Origin of the sequence: Micromonospora chokoriensis (assembly GCF_900091505.1) — a bacterium.
Taxonomy (GTDB): domain Bacteria; phylum Actinomycetota; class Actinomycetes; order Mycobacteriales; family Micromonosporaceae; genus Micromonospora; species Micromonospora chokoriensis.
Window position 1 is genome coordinate 6,092,122 of record NZ_LT607409.1, and the last position, 18,550, is coordinate 6,110,671.

At 73.3% G+C, this 18,550-nt stretch carries 15 protein-coding genes and 1 riboswitch; of the genes, 10 read left to right on the forward strand and 5 right to left on the reverse strand.

Translation table 11 applies throughout. The features are described from left to right. Nucleotides 1–46 precede the first annotated feature (46 nt). Nucleotides 47–158, forward strand: a riboswitch (SAM riboswitch). Between the two features lie 274 nt (nucleotides 159–432). From GA0070612_RS27580 to GA0070612_RS27590, 3 genes are read left to right on the forward strand one after another with little or no spacing between them, the layout of a single operon-like run. Next, nucleotides 433–1,320, forward strand: coding sequence for an ABC transporter substrate-binding protein (locus GA0070612_RS27580; RefSeq protein WP_088990571.1), 888 nt, complete (start codon nucleotides 433–435; stop codon nucleotides 1,318–1,320). Nucleotides 1,321–1,359: 39 nt separating this feature from the next. Then, complete coding sequence (locus tag GA0070612_RS27585) at nucleotides 1,360–2,133, forward strand: amino acid ABC transporter permease (RefSeq protein ID WP_088990572.1); 774 nt, start codon at nucleotides 1,360–1,362, stop codon at nucleotides 2,131–2,133. After that, nucleotides 2,130–2,873, forward strand: a complete 744-nt coding sequence (locus GA0070612_RS27590) for an amino acid ABC transporter ATP-binding protein (protein WP_088990573.1) — start codon at nucleotides 2,130–2,132, stop codon at nucleotides 2,871–2,873. The genes GA0070612_RS27585 and GA0070612_RS27590 overlap by 4 nt, the downstream gene beginning before the upstream one ends. A 21-nt stretch (nucleotides 2,874–2,894) precedes the next feature. Here the strand turns inward: GA0070612_RS27590 and GA0070612_RS27595 are convergent, their stop codons facing one another. Together GA0070612_RS27595 and GA0070612_RS27600 are read right to left on the reverse strand one after the other, a co-directional pair. Continuing rightward, entirely contained in the window at nucleotides 2,895–4,469 is a 1,575-nt protein-coding gene (locus GA0070612_RS27595; protein ID WP_197699251.1) for a Na+/H+ antiporter, read from the reverse strand. A gap of 113 nt (nucleotides 4,470–4,582) precedes the next feature. After that, complete coding sequence (locus GA0070612_RS27600; protein ID WP_088990574.1) at nucleotides 4,583–7,888, reverse strand: BTAD domain-containing putative transcriptional regulator; 3,306 nt, start codon at nucleotides 7,886–7,888, stop codon at nucleotides 4,583–4,585. Nucleotides 7,889–8,011: 123 nt separating this feature from the next. Between GA0070612_RS27600 and GA0070612_RS27605 the strand changes: the two genes are divergently transcribed. The 3 genes from GA0070612_RS27605 to GA0070612_RS27615 all read left to right on the forward strand — a co-directional run bounded on the left by GA0070612_RS27605 (nucleotide 8,012) and on the right by GA0070612_RS27615 (nucleotide 10,089). Then, complete coding sequence (locus tag GA0070612_RS27605) at nucleotides 8,012–8,890, forward strand: alpha/beta fold hydrolase (protein ID WP_088990575.1); 879 nt, start codon at nucleotides 8,012–8,014, stop codon at nucleotides 8,888–8,890. A gap of 438 nt (nucleotides 8,891–9,328) precedes the next feature. Beyond that, nucleotides 9,329–9,697, forward strand: coding sequence for a hypothetical protein (locus tag GA0070612_RS27610; RefSeq protein ID WP_231924359.1), 369 nt, complete (start codon nucleotides 9,329–9,331; stop codon nucleotides 9,695–9,697). Further along, on the forward strand, nucleotides 9,694–10,089 hold the full coding sequence (locus GA0070612_RS27615) for a hypothetical protein (protein ID WP_088990577.1): 396 nt from the start codon (nucleotides 9,694–9,696) through the stop codon (nucleotides 10,087–10,089). Before GA0070612_RS27610 ends, GA0070612_RS27615 begins: the two co-directional genes overlap by 4 nt. A gap of 40 nt (nucleotides 10,090–10,129) precedes the next feature. Here the strand turns inward: GA0070612_RS27615 and GA0070612_RS27620 are convergent, their stop codons facing one another. Both GA0070612_RS27620 and GA0070612_RS27625 read right to left on the reverse strand, forming a co-directional pair. Continuing rightward, nucleotides 10,130–12,295 carry a hypothetical protein gene (locus tag GA0070612_RS27620; protein WP_088990578.1) on the reverse strand — a complete coding sequence of 722 codons (2,166 nt, stop codon included), beginning with the start codon at nucleotides 12,293–12,295 and terminating at the stop codon, nucleotides 10,130–10,132. 7 nt (nucleotides 12,296–12,302) lie between these two features. Beyond that, the gene (locus GA0070612_RS27625; protein WP_088990579.1) at nucleotides 12,303–13,493 is read right to left on the reverse strand and encodes a low temperature requirement protein A; all 1,191 of its coding nucleotides are present in this window, start codon (nucleotides 13,491–13,493) and stop codon (nucleotides 12,303–12,305) included. 227 nt (nucleotides 13,494–13,720) lie between these two features. Between GA0070612_RS27625 and GA0070612_RS27630 the strand changes: the two genes are divergently transcribed. After that, the gene (locus GA0070612_RS27630; RefSeq protein WP_088990580.1) at nucleotides 13,721–14,542 is read left to right on the forward strand and encodes an MmyB family transcriptional regulator; all 822 of its coding nucleotides are present in this window, start codon (nucleotides 13,721–13,723) and stop codon (nucleotides 14,540–14,542) included. Here GA0070612_RS27630 and GA0070612_RS27635 read toward each other — a convergent pair. Further along, a complete protein-coding gene (locus GA0070612_RS27635; RefSeq protein ID WP_088990581.1) occupies nucleotides 14,539–15,306 on the reverse strand; it encodes a TetR/AcrR family transcriptional regulator in 768 nt (255 codons plus the stop codon). The genes GA0070612_RS27630 and GA0070612_RS27635 overlap by 4 nt on opposite strands. Before the next feature lie 131 nt (nucleotides 15,307–15,437). Between GA0070612_RS27635 and GA0070612_RS27640 the strand changes: the two genes are divergently transcribed. From GA0070612_RS27640 to GA0070612_RS27650, 3 genes are all read left to right on the forward strand, one after another. Further along, the gene (locus GA0070612_RS27640; RefSeq protein ID WP_088990582.1) at nucleotides 15,438–16,730 is read left to right on the forward strand and encodes a sensor histidine kinase; all 1,293 of its coding nucleotides are present in this window, start codon (nucleotides 15,438–15,440) and stop codon (nucleotides 16,728–16,730) included. Next, a complete protein-coding gene (locus tag GA0070612_RS27645; protein ID WP_088990583.1) occupies nucleotides 16,718–17,383 on the forward strand; it encodes a response regulator transcription factor in 666 nt (221 codons plus the stop codon). Before GA0070612_RS27640 ends, GA0070612_RS27645 begins: the two co-directional genes overlap by 13 nt. A 102-nt stretch (nucleotides 17,384–17,485) precedes the next feature. Beyond that, nucleotides 17,486–18,547, forward strand: a complete 1,062-nt coding sequence (locus GA0070612_RS27650; RefSeq protein WP_088990584.1) for a Gfo/Idh/MocA family oxidoreductase — start codon at nucleotides 17,486–17,488, stop codon at nucleotides 18,545–18,547. The last annotated feature ends 3 nt before the right edge of the window (nucleotides 18,548–18,550 follow it).

Genomic DNA, 18,550 nt, shown 5'->3' on the forward strand with positions numbered 1-18,550 from the left:
ATAACGACTGGACGACCCACCCGTGCCTGCTGCTAGCCTCGGCGCAGGTCATGAGCGCCAGCGCGAAGCCCCGGCTCGCTGGCCGGCAACCCTCCTCCGCGGTGGGGTGCCCCGGGTGAAGACCAGGCACCGACAGGACGTCGGTGCAAGCGTGGCCTGGCACCCAGGTCAGCACAGACCCGGGAGAACCATGCACATCCTCAGCACCACTCCACCGACCGACGTCGCGGGCGTCCGCGCCGGTTGGCCCTCGCCGGCACTGACCCGGCGGCGGCACGTGGACATGATGCGAATGTGCAGCGCCGCGTGTCGACGCGGCACCACGCACTAGCGCAGCCCTCCTCCCGAACCTCCCTCACCGGTACGCCCGTCGGGCGCACCGCCGGCGACGCACATCCGTGCGCGCCGGACGCGACCTTCCCGGAGACACCCGTGCGACTTCTTCCTGCCCTGACCCGTGCCACCGCCCTGGGCGCGGCCGCCGTGCTGGCCGCCACCACGCTCACCGCCTGCGGCGGCGACAGCTCGTCCGACACCGGCGCCAACCCGTACGGCCTGGCACAACCGGGCGTGCTGCGGGCCGGCACCCTGACCGACGCCCCGCCGAACGTGTACCTCAAGGACGGCACGTTCACCGGCTTCGACAACGACCTGCTGACCGCCGTGGCCGGCAAGCTCGGCCTCCGGGTCGAGTTCGTCGGCACCGACTTCTCCGCGTTGCTCTCCCAGGTCAACAACCACAAGTTCGACGTCGGCAGTTCCTCGATCACCATCACCGAGGCGCGGAAGAAGACAGTCGACTTCGGCAACGGTTACGACTTCGGCTACTTCGGCCTGGACGTCCCGGCCGGCTCGCCGATCACCGGCTTCGACCAGCTCGCCGGCAAGCGGGTCGTGGTGGTGCAGGGCACCGTGCAGGACGACTACGCCACCGGCAAGCAGCTCGACCCGGTGCGGGTGCCGGACTACAACGGCGCGATCAACCAGCTCAAGGCCGGCACCGCCGACGCGTGGATCGCCCCGGCGGAGATCGGCGAGAAGTCGGCCGCCGACAGCAACGGCAAGATCACCGTGGCGGCCAAGCAGCTCAGCCCGGCACCCACCGCGTACGCGTTCGCGAAGGGCGGCGACAAGCTGCGCGAGGCGCTGAACAAGGCTCTCGACGAGGTCATCGCGGACGGCACCTGGAACCGGTTGCAGGCCCAGTACTACCCCGGCCGGCCGATCCCGGCGGACTTCACGCCGGGCAGCGGAGCGGTGGCGGCACCGTCCGCGTCGGTCGCGCCGTCGGCGTCCACGTCGGCGTCGGCCGCGTCCTGAACCGGTGACGAGCGAGCGGGACGGTAGGAGAGACGACCGATGGATCCGTTGAGCACCCTGTGGGAGACGTTCTTCGACCTCGACGCGATGCGCGAGGCGCTGCCCGAGATGCTGACCGTCGGGTTGCCGAACACGCTGATCCTGGCGGTCTCCGCCGCCCTGCTCGGCTCGGTGCTGGGCCTGCTGTTGGCCGTCGCCGGGATCTCCCGCAGCCGGTGGTTGCGCTGGCCGGCGCGGGTCTACACCGACGTGTTCCGGGGGCTGCCGGCCGCGGCGACGATCCTGTTGATCGGCGTCGGGCTGGCACCGCTGGGCATGCGGGTCTGGGGACCGGACCCCTACCCGTTGGGGATCCTGGCGCTGTCGCTGATCGCCGCCGCGTACATCGGGGAGATCTTCCGCTCCGGCATCCAGTCGGTGGAGGCCGCCCAGTTGGAGGGCGCCCGCGCGCTCGGCTTCTCCTGGTCCGACGCGATGCGGCTGGTGATCATCCCGCAGGGCGTCCGGCGGGTCCTGCCGGCCTGGGTCAACCAGCTCATCGCGCTGATCAAGGACTCCAGCCTGGTCTACTTCCTCGGCCTGGTGGCCAGCCAGCGGGAGCTGTTCCGGATCGGGCAGGACTACGCGGCCACCACCGGCAACGAGTCCGCGCTGCTCCTGGCCGGGCTCTTCTACCTGGCGCTGACCGTTCCGCTGACCCACGTCGTCAACGGGATCGACCGGCGGCTGCGCCACGGCCGACCAGCCACCGCAGCCGCCGACGAGGACGACGACCTCCCGCTGCCCGCCACCGTCCAGGGAGACCGGCGATGACCACCGACACCACCACCTCGGTCAGCCTCGACGTACGGGACGTGCACCTCGCCTTCGGGCCGAACCGGGTGCTGCGCGGCGTCGACCTCACCGTGCCGCGCGGGGGGACGGCCTGCGTGATCGGCCCGTCCGGGTCCGGCAAGTCGACCCTCCTGCGCACCATCAACCGGCTGATCGAGCCGGACCGCGGCGACGTGCTGTTGGACGGGCGCAGCGTGCTGGGCGACGACCCGGACGGCCTGCGGCAGCGGGTCGGCATGGTCTTCCAGCAGTTCAACCTGTTCCCGCACATGAGCGTGCTGCGCAACGTCACCCTCGCGCTGCGTCGGCTGCGCAAGCTCGGCGAGGACGAGGCGGAGGCCGTGGCCCGGGCCCAACTGGACCTGGTCGGGTTGGCGGCCAAGGCCGACGCACGCCCGGCGCAGCTCTCCGGCGGTCAGCAGCAGCGGGTCGCGATCGCCCGGGCGCTGGCGCTGCGGCCCGAGGTGATGCTCTTCGACGAGGCCACCTCGGCGCTCGACCCGGAGCTGGTCAAGGGCGTGCTCGGGGTGATGGCCGACCTGTCCGCCGCCGGCATGACCATGGTGGTGGTCACCCACGAGATGGGCTTCGCCCGGCAGGTCGCCGACACCGTCGCCTTCATGGACCGGGGCGTGGTGCTGGAGGCCGGGCCGCCCGAGGCGGTCTTCGAACGGGCCGAGCACCCCCGGCTCCGCCGGTTCCTGTCCCAGGTGCTCTGAGTCGCGGCGGCACCCGGGCGGTCACTCGTGGGGTCCGCGCCCCAGCAGCCGGATCTCCTCGTTGTCCAGGGCGGCCTGAAGCTCCTGAAGCACCAGGTCGTCGATCTCCCGGTTGTCGCGCAGACGGGTGACCTCCCGACGTTTGTGGGCCAGGACGCGCAGGCGCAGACGACGTTCCAGGCGGCGCTCCTCGGCGGTGCTCCCACCGCTCTCGTTGAGGTCCTCCAGGTGCCGCTGGTACTCGGCGCGCAGCCGACGGACCGACTCCTCCTGCGCGCCGACCTCGGCCGCGACCTGGGGCAGAGCGGCCAGGCCCGCCTCGGTGGCCCGCCGCCGGGCGTGCCGGGCCTCGTCGACGCGTTCGGGGTCGCCGACCAGCCCCGCCCAGTGCACGACCAGCGGCAGGGTGGTGCCCTGGAGCAGCATGATCAGCACGATCACCAACGCGGTGACGAAGATGATCAGGTCACGCTCGATCACCGGTTGACCGTCGACGGTCACCGTCGGCACGGCCAGGGCGGCGGCCAGCGACACCGCGCCCCGGAAGCCGGACCAACCGGCGACGGTCCCCACCCGCCAGCTCGAGGGCCCCTGGCTCGGGTCCATGATCCGGCGCCGTCGCAGCCTGGCGATCTGCGAGGTGAGGTAGACGAACAACAGCCGGGTGCCGATGACGACGAGGGTCACGACGAGCACGATCACCAGGGCGCGCTCGGGCGAGGTACTGGTGATGCCCCGCACCGCGCGGGGTATCTGCGTACCGAGGAGGACGAACAGCCCGCCGTTGATGAGGAACGTGGACAGGTCCCAGAACGCGTACGCCAGCACCCGGGACCGGGCGCGGATCACCCGTGGACCGGCGTAGGAGAGCACCAGACCGGCGACCACCACCGCCAGCACACCGCTGGCGTGCACGGCATCGGCCAGCAGGAACGCGGCGAACGGCGTGAGCACGCTCAACGCGCCCTCCCGAAGCGGGTCGTCGAGCCGTTTGCGGACCAGCACCACGGCCACCCCCACCAGCGCACCGGCCAGGACGCCGCCGACGCTGGCGCCGACGAACTCCTCACCGATGCGCAGCGCGCCCGGGTCCGCGCTGTGCACGAGCAGGCCGACGGCCACCGCGAAGATCACCAGGGCGGTGCCGTCGTTGATCAGACTTTCGGCGTGCAGGGTGGTGAGCAGCTTTCGGGGCAGCCGTTTCGCGAGCCCGGTGACCGCTGCGGCGTCGGTCGGGGCGAGGACGGCGCCGAGCACCCAGGCGGCAGCGGGGTCCACCCCGAACGCCTGCGCGGTGAACGAGACAGTGACCATGGTGAGGACCACCAGCACCACGGCGAGCGACCCGATCACCGGAAGGTTGGCCCGGATCTCGCGCAGACTGATGGTGAGGCTCTCCCGGTACAGGATCGCCGGTAGGAAGATCAGCAGCACCAGCTCGGGTTCCAGGGTGACCTCGGACAGCGGAGGCGTCAGGCCGAGCAGCACCCCGAACGCGATGAGCAGGACCGGCGGGGCCACCCGGTACCGTCCGCCGAGCGTGGTGCCGATCAGGACGGTGACGCCCAGCACCACGATCATGACGAGCGCCTGCACGGCGTACCCCCTCGATCGTCGCCGGCGGTGGACGCGCCGGTCCTTCCATCTGACCGCACCCACCGGCGGGTTCCGAGGAGAATCGGCAAGTCGCCGTGGACGGCGAACGACGATCAGCGGGCGGGAGCGGCCGTCCGGGCCCGGTCGCCGACCGCGCGGGCGACCTGGCGGTGCGCGGCCGATTCCTCCGCGCGGCCCAGTGCACCGGCCAGGGCGGCGAGGTGCCCGGCCACCGGGCCGACGGTGAGCACGCCGCTGCCGGCAGCCAGTTCCTCCGCCGCCGGCAACAGGTCGGCGTGAACCCGTTCCATCGTGCCCCGGTCGCCGAGGACACGCGCCGCCCGACCGACGAGGCAGAGGCGCACCTCCCGGAGAAGATCGTGCGGCCCTTCCGGAAGTGCCCGCAGGGCCGCTGCCGCAGCGTCCCGGTCACCGTCGGCGAGCAGCAGCAACGGCCGGACCCACGGCTCGTGCGGCCCCCAGTCCATCGTCGCCCAACCCGCCCCGCCCGGAATCGGTCGGTCGAGCGCGTCGGCCCCGTCGTCGACGGCGTCGGCCAGCCGCAGGCCGAGCAGCGCGAGCGGGAGCAGCCCACGCGTCAGGCCCGGCATACCGTCCGCGGGCAGGTGCCGGGCCGCCGCGTGGAAGGCGTCCGCCGCCGCGGCCGACTCGCCGTCGAGAGCCAGGCGCAGCGCGGCGAACCACCTGGTGAACACCGCGACCAACGGCAACTCGTAGCGCTCGGCGAGGCGGTCGGCGGCACGGGCGTGCGCGTCGGCCGCGGGCCGGTCGGCCAGCGCGCAGTACGCCTGGACCAGCACGAGGTGGCCGAGCACCTCGAAGGTCACCAACCGGTGCCGGGCGGCCAGGTCGACCACCTCGCGACCGATCCGGGCCCGGTCACCGGCGAGGCCGGCGCGCTGGAAGGTGTGCATGAAGCGGGCGTTGAGCGCGAAGGCCAGCAGCCCGGGGTCGCCGAGCGTCCGGGCGATCGTCTCGGCCTCGTACGCCGCCCGGCGACCACTGTCAACGGTGGTGCCGCGCAGCTCCAGCGCGAGGGTGCTCAGGAGCCGGCTGCGCCGCGCCGAGCCGGTCGGACCGAGAGCGCTCAGGGCCCGCTCGGCAGCGCGGACGATGTGCCCGGAGAGCCGGTCGTCGTCGTTGCGCGTCCAGACGGCGGGTACGTCGAAGCCGGCCAGCACCTCCTCGATCAGCAGCGGATCGCCGACCGACTCGGCGGCGGTGATCGCCTCGGCCCGTCGCCCTCGCGCCTCGGCCAGCCGCCCGGTCACGGCCAGCGCCCGCCCCAGACCGAGCAGCGCGGTCAACCGCTCACGCTGCTCGACGCCACCGGCACTGTCGTACGCCTCGATGACCTGCCGCCACAGGCGGGCCGCCTCGTGCGGGTTGCCGCCTCGTTCGGCCTGCTCGGCAGCCGTGCGGGCGTACGCGCCGGCGCGACCGGCAGCGGCCCGTCCACCGGCGCGGAGCAGGTGGTGCGCGATCGCGGCCGGCGCGACCGGATCTCGTCGGCGCAGCGCTTCGGCGATGGTCGCGTGCCACGCGGCACGGCGCGGTGTGGACAGGTCGGCGTAGAGCGTGTCGCGGACCAGGATGTGGGTGAAGCGCAGCTGACCGTCGGGCTCCCGCTCGGCCAGGAAACCGGCCTGGAGAGCGCGGTCGACGGCGTCCAGCACGACTGCGGGGTCGCCCGCCAGGGAGGTGAGGATCTCCAGGTCGAGGTCCCGGCCGAGCACGGCGGCCTGCCGCAGCACGGTGCGCGTCGGTGTGGGTAGCTGCGCCAACCGGTGTCGGATCACGTCGCGCACGCCGGGCGGCACCGAGGCCAGTGCGGTCTCCCCCTCGCTCGCGTACAGCTGGGCCAGCTCGCGGACGAAGAACGGGTTGCCTCCGCTGCGGTCGTGGATCAACTGGGCGGTGCTCGGGGAGAGTGCCGTGCCGACGACGGCGCGGGCCAGCTCACCCGTCGCCGACGCGGAGAGGCCGGCCAGGTACTCCCGGGTCGGCTCCAGCCCGGCGACGCGGGCCAGGGCGGCGGTCAGCTCCGGACTGATCTCGGTGGCCCGGTAGGTGCCGAGGACGAGCACCGGCCCGGTGGCCGGGTGTGGACCGGTGAGCAGGGCGGTCAGCAGGTCCAGGGTGTCACCGTCGGCGCGGTGCAGGTCGTCGAGGACCACGAGCAGCGGCCCCCGGTCGCCGACCGCCGCGATCAACGACGCCACCGCCCGGTGCCGACGGAACCGACCACCGGCGGGGTCGCCCGGTTCGTCGGTCGGACCGGAGGCCTCCACCAGGCCGGTGAGCGCGTCGGTGACCTGGGTCCACGGCCAGGCCGGCGGGGCCCCCTCGTACTCCGGGCTGCGTCCCCACGCGGTGGTCCAGCCCTCGGCGGCCAACTGTCGGGCCACCGTCTCGGCCAACGCGGTCTTGCCGGCACCCGGGTCGCCGCCGAGGAGCGCGAGGGTGGGCGTACGGCGTCGGAGCGCGGCCTGGGCGGCGTGCCGCAGGCGGTCCAGCTCCGCTTCTCTGCCGAGGAACGGACGCTGCGGCGCCGGCTGCGGTGCCGCGGGCTCCCGGAGTCGGGGGGTGGCGGCGGCGTCGGGGGCCGGGGTGAGATGCGGCGCCTGGGCCAGGACGTCGGCTTCCAGCCGCTGCAACTCGGGCCCGGGATCCACGCCCAACTGCGTCACCAGGACGTCGCGCGCCTCGCGAAGCGCAGCGAGGGCGTCCCCCTGCCGACCGGCGCGGTACCGGGCCACCGCGAGCAACCGCCAGGCGTCCTCCCGCAGCGGATGGCTGGCCAGGTGGGCGGGCAGGTCGGCGGCGGCTTCGTCCGGCCGCCCCAGTGCCAGCAGCGCCTCCGCCCGCCGCTCGACGGCGAGCATGCGCAACTCGTCCAGTCGGTTGATCTCCGCCGCCGCCCAGATCTCGTTCGCGCAGTCCGCGTACGCGGGGCCCCGCCAGAGTCGGAGTGCCCCGTCCAGGGCGGTCAGGGCCTGCGCGGGACGTCCCGCCGAGAGCAGTGGACCCGCCTCGCCGACGGCTGCCTCGAACCGGCCGGCGTCCACCGCGTCCGGGGCGACCCGCAGCACGTACCCCGGTGGCTCGGTGACCAGGATCCGGGGCGGCTGCCGTGGTGGCCGGTCGGGCTCCAGGGCCCGCCGCAGGTCGGCGACGAACGTCCGGATCGCGCCCACCGCGCCGTCCGGCGCGACCTCCCACAGGTCGTCGACCAGACGCCGCACCGGCACCACCCTCCCGTGGGCGATCAACAGCCGGGCCAGCACCAGGCGGTGCCGGTGCCCACGCAGCGGTGCCGGGCCACGCCCGGTGACGGCGGTCACCGGCCCGAGGACGCCGAAGGTCACCACGTCCGGTGTGGTCGGCTGCCTGGTCATGGCACCAATCTAGGCGCTGATCGGACGCTGACCGCTTGCTGATCAGCGCGGAGAAGGCTCGACGACGTACGACGACGCGGGGCCGTCGCCCCCGCCGGCACTGCTCACCAGAGAGGTTCTCCCGTGGACCCCAGGATCAACGGATTCGACTACCGGCGCGTGGGCGTCGCGGACGGTGTGACGCTCAACGTCGCCGTCGGTGGTTCCGGACCAGCTGTCGTGCTGCTGCACGGTTTCCCGCAGACCCACCTCATGTGGCGGCACGTCGCGGCCGACCTGGCCGCCGACCACACCGTCATCTGCCCCGACCTGCGCGGCTACGGCGACAGCGACAGACCCGTCGACACCGACGGCACCGGGTACGCCAAGCGCACCATGGCCGCCGACGTCGTGACGCTGGCCCGCGCGTTCGGCCACGAACGGTTCGCGCTGGCGGGCCACGATCGGGGCGCGCTCGTCGCGTTCCGCGCCGGCCTGGACCACCCGGCGGCGATCAGCCGGCTGGCGTTGCTCGACGTGGTGCCCACCCTGGACATGTGGGACGTGCTGCACGGCACCTCCGCGGCGGTCGCGTTCCACCTGTATCTGATGGCGCAGCCACCCGGGCTGCCGGAAGAGTTGATCGGTGGCAGCCCGGACGCCTTCTTCGGCCACTTCCTGGACGTCTGGACCCGCGATCCGGAGGCCCTACCGGCCGACGTGCGGGCGGCCTACCTGCGGGCGTCCCGTGACGCGGTCACGTCGATCGTCGCCGACTACCGGGCGTCGGCCGGCATCGACGTGGCCCACGACAGCGCCGACCGGGCGGCCGGCAACCGGCTACGCATGCCGGTGACGGTGCTCCAGCAGGACTGGGGCGCCGCGCTGGGATATGACGCGGCCGAGGTGTGGCGGGCCTGGGCGCCCGACCTGGAGCACCGGACGGTCACCTCCGGGCACTTCATGGCGGAGGAGGCACCGGCCGAGGTGGTCCGGACGCTGCGGGCCCTGCTCGACCGCTGACCGATCGGAGGTCCGGCCGCGCCGCCATCACCCTGGGTAAGATATGCGACACCCCTCGTGGTGATCGTGGTGGCGCGGCCGGACCGCCGCGCTCCGTCGGGCCCGACCCACGGCAATCGGGTCCGAATGGGCCCTGACCTGCGGTAATGCAACGTGACACGGAGTGGACGACAACCGGTCATCGGTGATACACAGGCAGATACCGGCAGCCAACGACGTCGAGTCGCTCCATCTCCTCGCCTTACGACCGTCCATCCGCACCGCACCAGCGTCGGCGTGCCGCTCCCCCCGTCGCGATCGGACGGCACCGGCCCGTGAGGCCGTTGCGGGAGGTCGGCCCTCGACCAAGGAGTTGCCGTGGGAACCCTCCGTATCCGAACCAGACACCAACCGTACGAGATCGCTGTCCTGGCCGCCGCACCCGTGTGTGGCGTCCTGATGCTGACCCTCGACGTCCGGCCGACCTCTGTGCAGACGGCCATGCCCGGGCCCATCCAGGTCGCCTGGGAGCTGGGGCTGATCGCGGTGGGCGTGGGCGGATTACTGGGCATCCTGTGGCCCGGCCGGCTCTCCACCGGGCTCGGCCTCGAACTCGCGTCGGTGCTGGTGCTCGGCACGATCACCGGCATGTACGCCGTGGCCCTGGTAACCATGTCAGGTCGAAATTCCATCGTCGCGACGTCGTTCGTCATGGCGGTGACGGTCGGATCCCTCTGGCGGGCCACGCAGATCGCCGTCGACCTGCGCCGCCTGGCCCGGGCTTGCGAAATAGTTGGTTACGAACCCCTGCAGGCAGGTGTCACGTGATTACCTCCCCGGCGCCGGCCGCACCGCACTGGGTGCAGCTGGCGCTCAGTGTGCTCGGCATCCTCGGCGGCGGCACCGGCCTCGCCGCCATCGCCACCGTCGTGGTGCAGCGCGGCAAGTTCAGGGCCGACGCCGCCGACACCCTCACCGAGGCCGCCCTCACCCTGGTGCAGCCGTTGCAGACCCGGATCACCCAGCTGGAGGGCGAGGCGCTGAGCGCGCGCTCCGAGCTGGGCGTGCTCCGCGAGCAGGTCAACCAGTTGCAGTTCGTGGTCCGGGTGCTCACCCGGACGTTGGACCGCTGGCGGGCTGCGATCCGAGCCCCGGACGCCACCCTCCGCAAGATCCGCGCGACGGTGGCGGAGACCGACAGGGCGACCGAGGAGCGCTGACCACGCGCGATCCCGTCCGTCGGCAGACGGCCGTACGACCTCAGGGGAAGCCCTGGATACGGGCACGAAGCTCGTCGACCGCCGCCCGGAACTCGGGGTCGGACTCGCCCGGATGGTGTCCCCGTACGGGCGGCGGACAGCGCTCCCCCGGCGCTGGCAGCAGATCCGACGGATCCCGCAACCGCCGGTCGACGCGGCCGGCCGGATCGGTCGGGTCCGGGGGCGGATCACCGGGCCGATGGGCGGCGAAGATCCAGCCACCGATGGGGTCGGTGTCCCGCCAGAGGTTGAGCCATCGCCAGTCGATCCGCTCTCCGACCTGCCGCAGCACCTCCTCGTTGAGGTAGGCGGGGAAGATCCGGGCGTACAGGCGGTCCAGCGGCGATCCGTAGGTGAGCAGCGCGACCCGCGCACGGACGTGCGGAGGCAGCCGCAGCACAGCCAGAGCGAGCAACGCCGACCCGTGGCTGTGCCCACAGAGCAGCACCCCGTCGTACCGCTCGGTCAGTTGGGTGATCCGGTGCGCCAGCTCGGGTACCGCCCGATCGGCGTAGCTCGGAGGCGCGAACGGGTGCGCGGCCCGGGGCCAGAAGGTGCCCAGGTCCCACAGGATGCCGACGTGCCGGCGGAACCACGGCGTCCGGTAGGCGAACACCCCTCCCAGGAGCAGGGCGACCACCGCCGCCGTCGCGGAGTAACTGCCCAGGGCGAGCCCCATGTCCACCACTCCGACCGGAAGCCGGAAAAACCGCGTAGCCAGTTCGTCGGGTGTCAGGTCGACCAGCCGCAACAGGCCGGCCAGCAGTCCGATCATCGTGAGCGTCGCCCACGCGACGGCGAGCAGTCCCACCCACTCGACGAACCGTGCGCGGGCGACCGCCCTCGTCACCTCTCGCAGCCGCCCGGCACCCTGCGGTGGCACCGTCGGGAAGTCGCGGGCCGTCACCGACGCGGCCGCGCGGCGACGACGTCGCCGAGACAGCCGGGTCAACGCGACGCACACCAGGACACCGACGGTGACGTGCATGAAGAAGGACAGGAGCGTCCACTGGTACGGCACCGGTGGCCCGCCGTCGCCGCGATACCCGTCCAGCAGGTTCCCGCTCTGGTAGACGAGGTTGGCGGAGAACGCTCCGGCGAGGCCCACCGCGAAGGCCGCGACCACCGCCGCGCCCAACCCCCGCGACAGCGCGCGGTGACGGTCCCCGGGGTTGCGATGCCACAGCGCCAGCGCACTCAGCGACACCAGCAGGATCATCTCTGCGAGTAGCGCCCAGGTCGCGATGGTGTCGTAGCCGGGCAGTGCGGCCGCCGAGGGCCAGGCCCGCTCGTCCAGGACGATGGCGGCGAGGGTGGCCCCGGTCAGGCCGACGGCCACCGCGCGCAGCGTCTCGGCGGTCCGGGTGACCCTCTCCCTCATCGCCGCCCGGTCGAGCAGGCCGGGCACGACGAGCAGTCCGGCGCAGGCCAGCAGCACCGCGACGCTGAGCGTCAGCAGCAGGGCGGTCACCACCGTCGCGCCGACCGACACGCGAGCGGCGAGCAGTATCAGATCGAGCATGGCGAGCGCGGCGGCCACGTGGATCGCCCGCAGCCGCCCCACCAGCGGCTCGACGACCCACAGGGATGTGCCGGTCGGCCGGGGCCGTCGGGTGCCGAGCAACCGCAGGAACGCGACGGCGGCGACCGGCAGGAGCGACAGAACTGCCAGCCGCAGCCCGACCTGACGCCCGTCGAGCCCGCTGACCTCGTCGAACGGGCCCCGGCAGCGCGCCGCGCCGAGACACCGCCAGGCGAGCAGGTCGAGGGCGACTCCGGCGACGGACACCACGTACAGCACGGTGAGGTCGAGCGCGAGGAGCCGGCACAGGCTGGTCACCCAGGCACCTTCGCGGCGGGCCGTGGGCCGCATCCACACCGCCAGGTTGCTGAGCATGAACGGCAGCAGGAGGACCAGGGAGAGGGTCCGGGCCACGGTGCCCGACGGCAGGTCACCCCAGCGGTACGCCTCGAGCGTCCTGCCGTCCGGGTTGTCGTCGGGCCGGTCGGCGCGGTGGAAACCCCCGCTGGCGTCGCCGGCGACCTGCCGGACCGGCGCCTGATCGAGGATGGCCGTGGGCTCCGCACCGGACACACCGTGCACCCGCAACTCCACCACGTCGTGCTCGCGCGGTGGGTCGCCGTGCTGTCCCGTTCCGTCCGTCATCAGACGGCTACCGGGCCGGCCGACCGGCCGCGCCGGACCGCTTGGCGGCCCGCCACGGTAGGAGCATCGCGTCGAACAGGACGATCAGCAGCAGCACCCCTGCGACGACCGCGCTGCTGGCGAGCTGCGGGAGCTTCCAGGTCGCCAGTCCGGCCACGATGAGGGCCGGCACACCGACCAGTCGCGCCCAGGGCAGACCGCTGTCGACAGCGGCCGCGAGCAGGATCCGGGCGGTCAGGAACAGCGCGGGACCGATCACACCCACGGCCAACTGTCCGTTGTCGCGGGCACCCGGGTCGTCGATCGTCATCTCCATCGCGACCGAGGTGGCCAGGACCCCGGCGATCATGACCAGATGCAGGTAGCCGGCCATCAGCGCCAGCATGCTGCCCGGCGGCCCGGCCGCCACGACGGCCGCACCCAGCCGCGTGCCGGCAGGGACCAGGTAAAGCCGGGCCAGGGCCACCGCGGTCACGAACGCCAGAGCGAACGCCACTGTGCTCTCCCGGTCCATGCCGGAATCGCTGTACGTCACACCGGCGATCAGGATCAGCTCACCCAACGCGATGATGAAGATCTGCTGGTAGCGCTCGGAGAGGTGCTCCCCGTTCACCTGGAGCTCGGGCCAGGTGCTGCGCCCAAGCCGCGGGAACGGCCAGCGCAGCCGCGCGAGGGCGTACTCCAGCAGCAGCGCGAGCGCCCAGAGGATCTCCCGGGCCGGGGCGACGAACGCCCCGACGATCCAGAGCACACCGGAGATCGCGAACCAGATCGCCACCCGCGCGCTGCGCACCTGCAGCTGATGCCCCCGCAGCGCCGGGAGCAACAGCGCGCCCCGGCCCAGGTGGATGGCGACGTAGGCGGCGGCGAACACCGGGGCGTGCGAGTCGAACGCGGTGGGAACGGCGGCGGCCATCAGCAGACCGCCGAACATCACCCAGAGCAGGAGTACGACGATCAGTGGGGCCCGGGGGTCGAACCAGTCCGCCGACCACGCGGTCACGAACCACACCCACCAGAGCGCCGCCAACAGGATCAGCACCCGGAAGCCGCCGACCATGCTGGTGTCCTCAAGCAACGCCCGGGACAGCCGGGTCAGCGCGAAGATGAACGCCAGATCGAAGAAGAGTTCCAGGAACGACGTCCGGCGGGGATTCTCCCGGCGCTGGAGCAGCCGGTCGGCAAGCCCGTTCGTCATCGCCCGCCTTCCCTGACGTCAACTGCCGCCCCAGTCGTACCACCTGGGCAGCCGGGCCCGGGCGCGTTCCCCCAGGCCGGGCCGCCTTCGTGAGCGAACGCTCGGGACGGCGGGCCGGGCCGGCGAAGACGGCACGTCCCCCGATGCGGGCGACGTCCGGGCCCTGGTTCTCCGGGCAGTGACAGGACCAGGGACGGGCGGCCGGTCACCGCTCCTACGATGGGCTGGTGAGCACGGCCGGCCCGCTCGGCGAGTACCTGCGTGCCCGGCGCGAGCTGATCGGGCCGGGCGATGTCGGGCTGCCCGCGCACGGCCGTCGGCGGGTGCCCGGCCTGCGTCGTGAGGAGGCGGCCCTGCTCGCCGGCATCAGCGCCGACTACTACCTGCGGTTGGAGCAGGGTCGGGACCGGCACCCGTCGGCGCAGGTGCTCGACGCGCTGGCCCGCGCGTTGCTGCTGGACGCGGAGGCCACGGCACACCTGCACCGCCTCGGGGCGCCGGTCCCGACCCGCCGCCCGGCGCGACGGCCGGAGCGGGTGCCGGCGGGAGTCCGGCAGTTGGTCGGGTCGTGGACCGAGACGCCCGCGTTCGTGCACGGTCGGTATCTGGACGTGCTCTTCGCCAACCCCCTGGCGACCGCGTTGGCACCGATCTTCAGCGCCGGGGTGAACCTGCTGCGCGCCGTCTTCCTGGACCCGAGCGTGCCGGCGCTGTACCCCGCTCTCACGGCGGTCGCGGCGAACGCGGTGGCCGGCCTGCGCGCGCAGGCCGGCACCGAGACGGACGACCCCCGACTCACCGAGCTGGTCGACGAGCTGACGGCCGGCAGTGAGCGGTTCCGCCGGTTGTGGGCGCGCCACGACGTCAGCGCCCGCGCCGGCGGTGGGTCACGGGTGTTCCGGCATCCGCGGGTGGGCGAGTTGGAGTTGCGCTACGAGAAGTTCACCATCAGCGGCACCACCCAGTCGCTCGTCGTCTACCACGCCGAGCCGGGCAGCCCGTCGGCGCGCACCCTGGCCCGGCTGGCCCCGACGGCGGGGCCGGGCTAACCGGTGGTCGCCCGCTCGGCGACCACCACCGCGATCCCGTCGAGGACGCGTTGCAGACCGAACTCGAAGGCGTACTCCGGGCCGTACGCGCCGCCGTGCCGCTGACCCGCCGCGGTGCCGACCCGGGAGGCGGTCGGGTAGCTGTCGGCCGCCATGAACGTCTCCAGCCAGGGCGCGTGCGACTGCCACCACTGGCCGTCGGTCATGCCGGTCTCGCGTTCCAGGTCGACCACCTCGGAGGCGGCCCGCGCCGCGCTCTTCACGTGGCCGAGCACCAGGGTGAGCACCGCGTCCATCTCGACGTCGGTGAGCCCGATGTCGGCGACCGCGCCGAGCTCGTGGTCGTACTTCGCCATCAGGTGCGGGCCGAGCACGGGTCGGGTCGTCTCGGCCCGCAGCATCCAGGGATGCCGCTGGTAGAGCGCCAGGTTGTCGCGCGCGATCCGGTCCAGCCGGGCCCGCCAGTCGCCCTCGACGACGGGGCGGGGCATCTCGCCGTACGCGCTGTCGATCATGACGGCGACGAGTTCGGCCTTGCCCGGCACGTAGGTGTAGACCGACATCGTGCCGACACCCAGCGCCTCGCCGACCCGGCGCATCGTCAACGCGTCGAGACCCTCCGCGTCGGCGATCTCGGTGGCGGCCCGCACGATCCGCTCGACGCTGAGCCCGGGCCCCGCGCTGCGGCTGGCCGGCTCCCGGGTGCGCCAGAGGATGGCCAGGCTCCGGGCCGGGTCCGCGGTCGCCCTGCGCTCATTCGCCATGATCCGGCCATCCTACCAACGCCGGCGTACGCCGTACGCCACCCGGACGCGGGCAGGTAGTGCTGGGCCTACCCGCAACAGTGGATCTGGACGGCTGGGACGGCCCCTCGCCCGCGATTAGCGTCTGTGGCATGACCCCGGAACGTCCTTCGCACCTGGCCGAGGCGCTGCGCCGCCGCGACTGGCTGATCTCCGCCTGGCCCTGGCGGGCGCTGGCCTACCTGGTCAGCACCGTGCCGATCGCGGGCGTGCTCGCCATCGGGCTGCTCATCGTCGGCGCGCCACTGCTCGCCGCCGTCAGCGGGTTGCTGCTGCACGACCGCCCGCCGGGCGTTCCGCTCATGCTGTTCCTGGCGGTCGGCAGCCTCTCCGTGCTGGCGCTGGCGCCGATCGTCAGCTTCCCGGTGGCCGCCGTCGAGCGGTGGCGGCTGCGGCTCGTGGACGGCCGCCCGCTGCCTCCGTCGCCGTGGCCGGGCCTGGGTGCCCGGTACCGCACCGCCGCCGGATGGCGGGAGGTGGCGTACCTCTTCTGGCTGGGCGGGGTCACCCCGATCACGTACTGGCTGTTCCTGCTGCTGCTGGTGTTCGACGTCGGGCTGATCACCAGCCCCTGGTTGGCCGGCGACCCCAACGAGCCGGTGGTGATCTGGCAGCCGATCGAGACCACCGCCGAAGCCGTCCCGTACGCGATCGTGGGTGTGCTGCTCCTGCCGGCCCTCTGCTACGCGGCCGGTCTGTTCACCGCCGTGCAGGCCACCGTGGCCCGCTGGGCGCTGGCCTGGCCGGTCGACGCGGCGGCGTTGCGCGAGGTCACCCGTTCCCGTACCCGCCTGGTCGGCGCCTACGAGGCCGAGCGACGCCGGATCGAGCGGGACCTGCACGACGGGGCGCAGCCCCGGCTGACCAGCCTCACCCTTCAGCTCGGGCTGGCCCGGCTGGACGTACCCGAGGACTCCCCCGCCGCCCGGCCCCTCGCCGTGGCCCACGACCAGGCCCGGGGACTGATGGTGATGCTGCGGCAACTGGTGCACGGCATCCGCCCACAGAGCCTCACCGACCTCGGCCTGGCCGGCGCCGCGCGGGAGTTGGCCGACGCGTCCACCGTCGCGGTCACCGTCCACGCCGACCTCGACGGCGAACTGCCGGAGATCGTCGAGACGACCGCGTACTTCGTGGTGTCCGAGGCGCTGGGCAACGTGGTCCGGCACTCCGGGGCGACCCGCGCCGACGTTCGCCTCACCCGGACCGACGGCGACCTGGTGGTCGAGGTGTCCGACGACGGTCGAGGCGGCGCCGACCCGAGCCTGGGTACGGGCCTGACCGGTCTCGCCGACCGGGTCGCCGCCGTGGACGGCCGGCTGCTGCTGTCCAGCCCGCCCGGCGGGCCTACCCTGGTCCGGGTGGAGCTGCCGTGCCGCCGCTGACCAGGGTCGTGCTCGCCGAGGACGAGGTGCTGCTGCGGGAGGGCCTCGTCGCGTTGCTGACCCGTTTCGACTTCACGGTCTGCGCCGCCGTCGGCTCCGCGCCGGCACTGCTGGACGCGGCCCGCGAGCACGAACCGGACCTCGTGCTGACCGACATCCGGATGCCACCCGGGCGTCGCGACGACGGACTACGCGCGGCCGTCGTGTTACGCGCCGAGCAACCCCACCTGCCGGTCGTGGTGCTCAGCCAGTACGTGCAGACGGGGTACGCGGCGGCGCTGCTGGACAGCGGCGACGGCCAGCGGGTGGGCTACCTGCTCAAGGACCGGGTGGCCGAGGTCACCGAGTTCGTCGACACGCTGCGTCGGGTCACGACCGGCGGCACGGCGATCGACCCGGACGTGGTCCGACAACTCCTGCACCGGCCGCGCGACCCGCTCGCCGCGCTCTCCCCCCGGGAACGCGAGGTGCTGGCGCTGCTGGCCGAGGGCCGGTCGAACGCGTCGATCGCCTCCCGGCTGCACGTCACCGAGGCCGCGGTGGGCAAGCACGTCGGCAACATCCTGATCAAGCTCGACCTGCCGCCGAGCGACGACACCAACCGTCGGGTACTCGCGGTCCTCACCTACCTCCGGGCCGACCCAGCGGCCTGACCAGCACCGGGTCGAGATCACGGCCGCCCGCTCGGGGCGTAGATTCTCTCCGCGGTACCGCCGCCGCATCGGGGCGCGGACCAGGAAGAGGGAGGCACGGGCATGGCGGAGGCGCTGCGGGTCGGACTGCTGGGGTACGGGTTGGCGGGGCGGGTGTTCCACGCGCCGTTGATCGCCGCGACGCCCGGGCTGCGGCTCGACGCCATCGTGACCCGCGATCCGCAGCGGCGCGAGCAGGCCGGCCGACTCTTTCCCGACGCCCGCCTGGTGGACGACGCCGACGAGTTCTGGCGTACCCCTGACGATCTGGACCTGGTCGTGGTGGCGACGCCGAACCGGCTCCACGTGCCGATGGCGCGGGCGGCGCTCGCGGCCGGGCTGCCGGTCGTGGTGGACAAGCCGTTGGCCGCGACGGCCGCGGAGGGCCGCGCGCTCGTCGACGAGGCGACCGAGCGTGGGGTGCCGTTGACGGTGTTCCAGAACCGGCGCTGGGATGGTGACTTCCTGACCACCCGCCGCCTGGTGGAGCAGGGCGAGTTGGGGCGCGTGCTGCGCTTCGAGTCCCGGTTCGAGCGTTTCCGTCCGACGATCAAGCCGGGCTGGCGGGAGCTGGCCGGTCCCGAGGAGGCCGGTGGCGCTCTCTTCGACCTGGGCGCGCACCTCGTCGACCAGGCGGTGCAGCTCTTCGGTCGGGTCGACCGCGTGTACGCGGAGGTGGACCGTCGCCGCGCCGGCGCGGCCGTCGACGACGACGCCTTCGTGGCGTTGACCCACGCCAACGGGGTGCACTCGCACCTCTGGATGGGCGCGATCACCGCCCAGCTCGGGCCCCGCCTGCGGGTGCTGGGTGACCGGGCCGGCTACACGACGTACGGGCTCGACGTGCAGGAGGCGGCGCTGCACGCCGGCGGCCGGCCCGACCAGCCCGGCTGGGGCGAGGTCCCGGCGGAGCGGTACGGCATGCTCGGCGTCGACGGTGACCTGCGGCCGGTGACCACCGAGCCCGGCTCCTACCAGACCTTCTACGCGCAGGTGGCGGCGGCGCTGCGCGACGGCACGCCGATGCCGGTGGACCCACGGGACTCCGTCGCCACCGTCGAGCTGATCGAGCTGGCGCACCGGTCGGCAGTCGAGGGCGTCGTGCTGCCGGTCCCGACCGCCTGACCT

What these genes read in the sequence shown, in the direction of transcription:
- GA0070612_RS27585 (WP_088990572.1), top strand. Translation starts at nt 1,360, where the DNA reads ATGGATCCGTTGAGCACCCTGTGGGAGACGTTCTTCGACCTCGACGCG.
- GA0070612_RS27590 (WP_088990573.1), top strand. Translation starts at nt 2,130, where the DNA reads ATGACCACCGACACCACCACCTCGGTCAGCCTCGACGTACGGGACGTG.
- GA0070612_RS27600 (WP_088990574.1), bottom strand. Translation starts at nt 7,888, where the DNA reads ATGACCAGGCAGCCGACCACACCGGACGTGGTGACCTTCGGCGTCCTC.
- GA0070612_RS27610 (WP_231924359.1), top strand. Translation starts at nt 9,329, where the DNA reads ATGCTGACCCTCGACGTCCGGCCGACCTCTGTGCAGACGGCCATGCCC.
- GA0070612_RS27620 (WP_088990578.1), bottom strand. Translation starts at nt 12,295, where the DNA reads ATGACGGACGGAACGGGACAGCACGGCGACCCACCGCGCGAGCACGAC.
- GA0070612_RS27625 (WP_088990579.1), bottom strand. Translation starts at nt 13,493, where the DNA reads ATGACGAACGGGCTTGCCGACCGGCTGCTCCAGCGCCGGGAGAATCCC.
- GA0070612_RS27635 (WP_088990581.1), bottom strand. Translation starts at nt 15,306, where the DNA reads ATGGCGAATGAGCGCAGGGCGACCGCGGACCCGGCCCGGAGCCTGGCC.
- GA0070612_RS27640 (WP_088990582.1), top strand. Translation starts at nt 15,438, where the DNA reads ATGACCCCGGAACGTCCTTCGCACCTGGCCGAGGCGCTGCGCCGCCGC.
- GA0070612_RS27650 (WP_088990584.1), top strand. Translation starts at nt 17,486, where the DNA reads ATGGCGGAGGCGCTGCGGGTCGGACTGCTGGGGTACGGGTTGGCGGGG.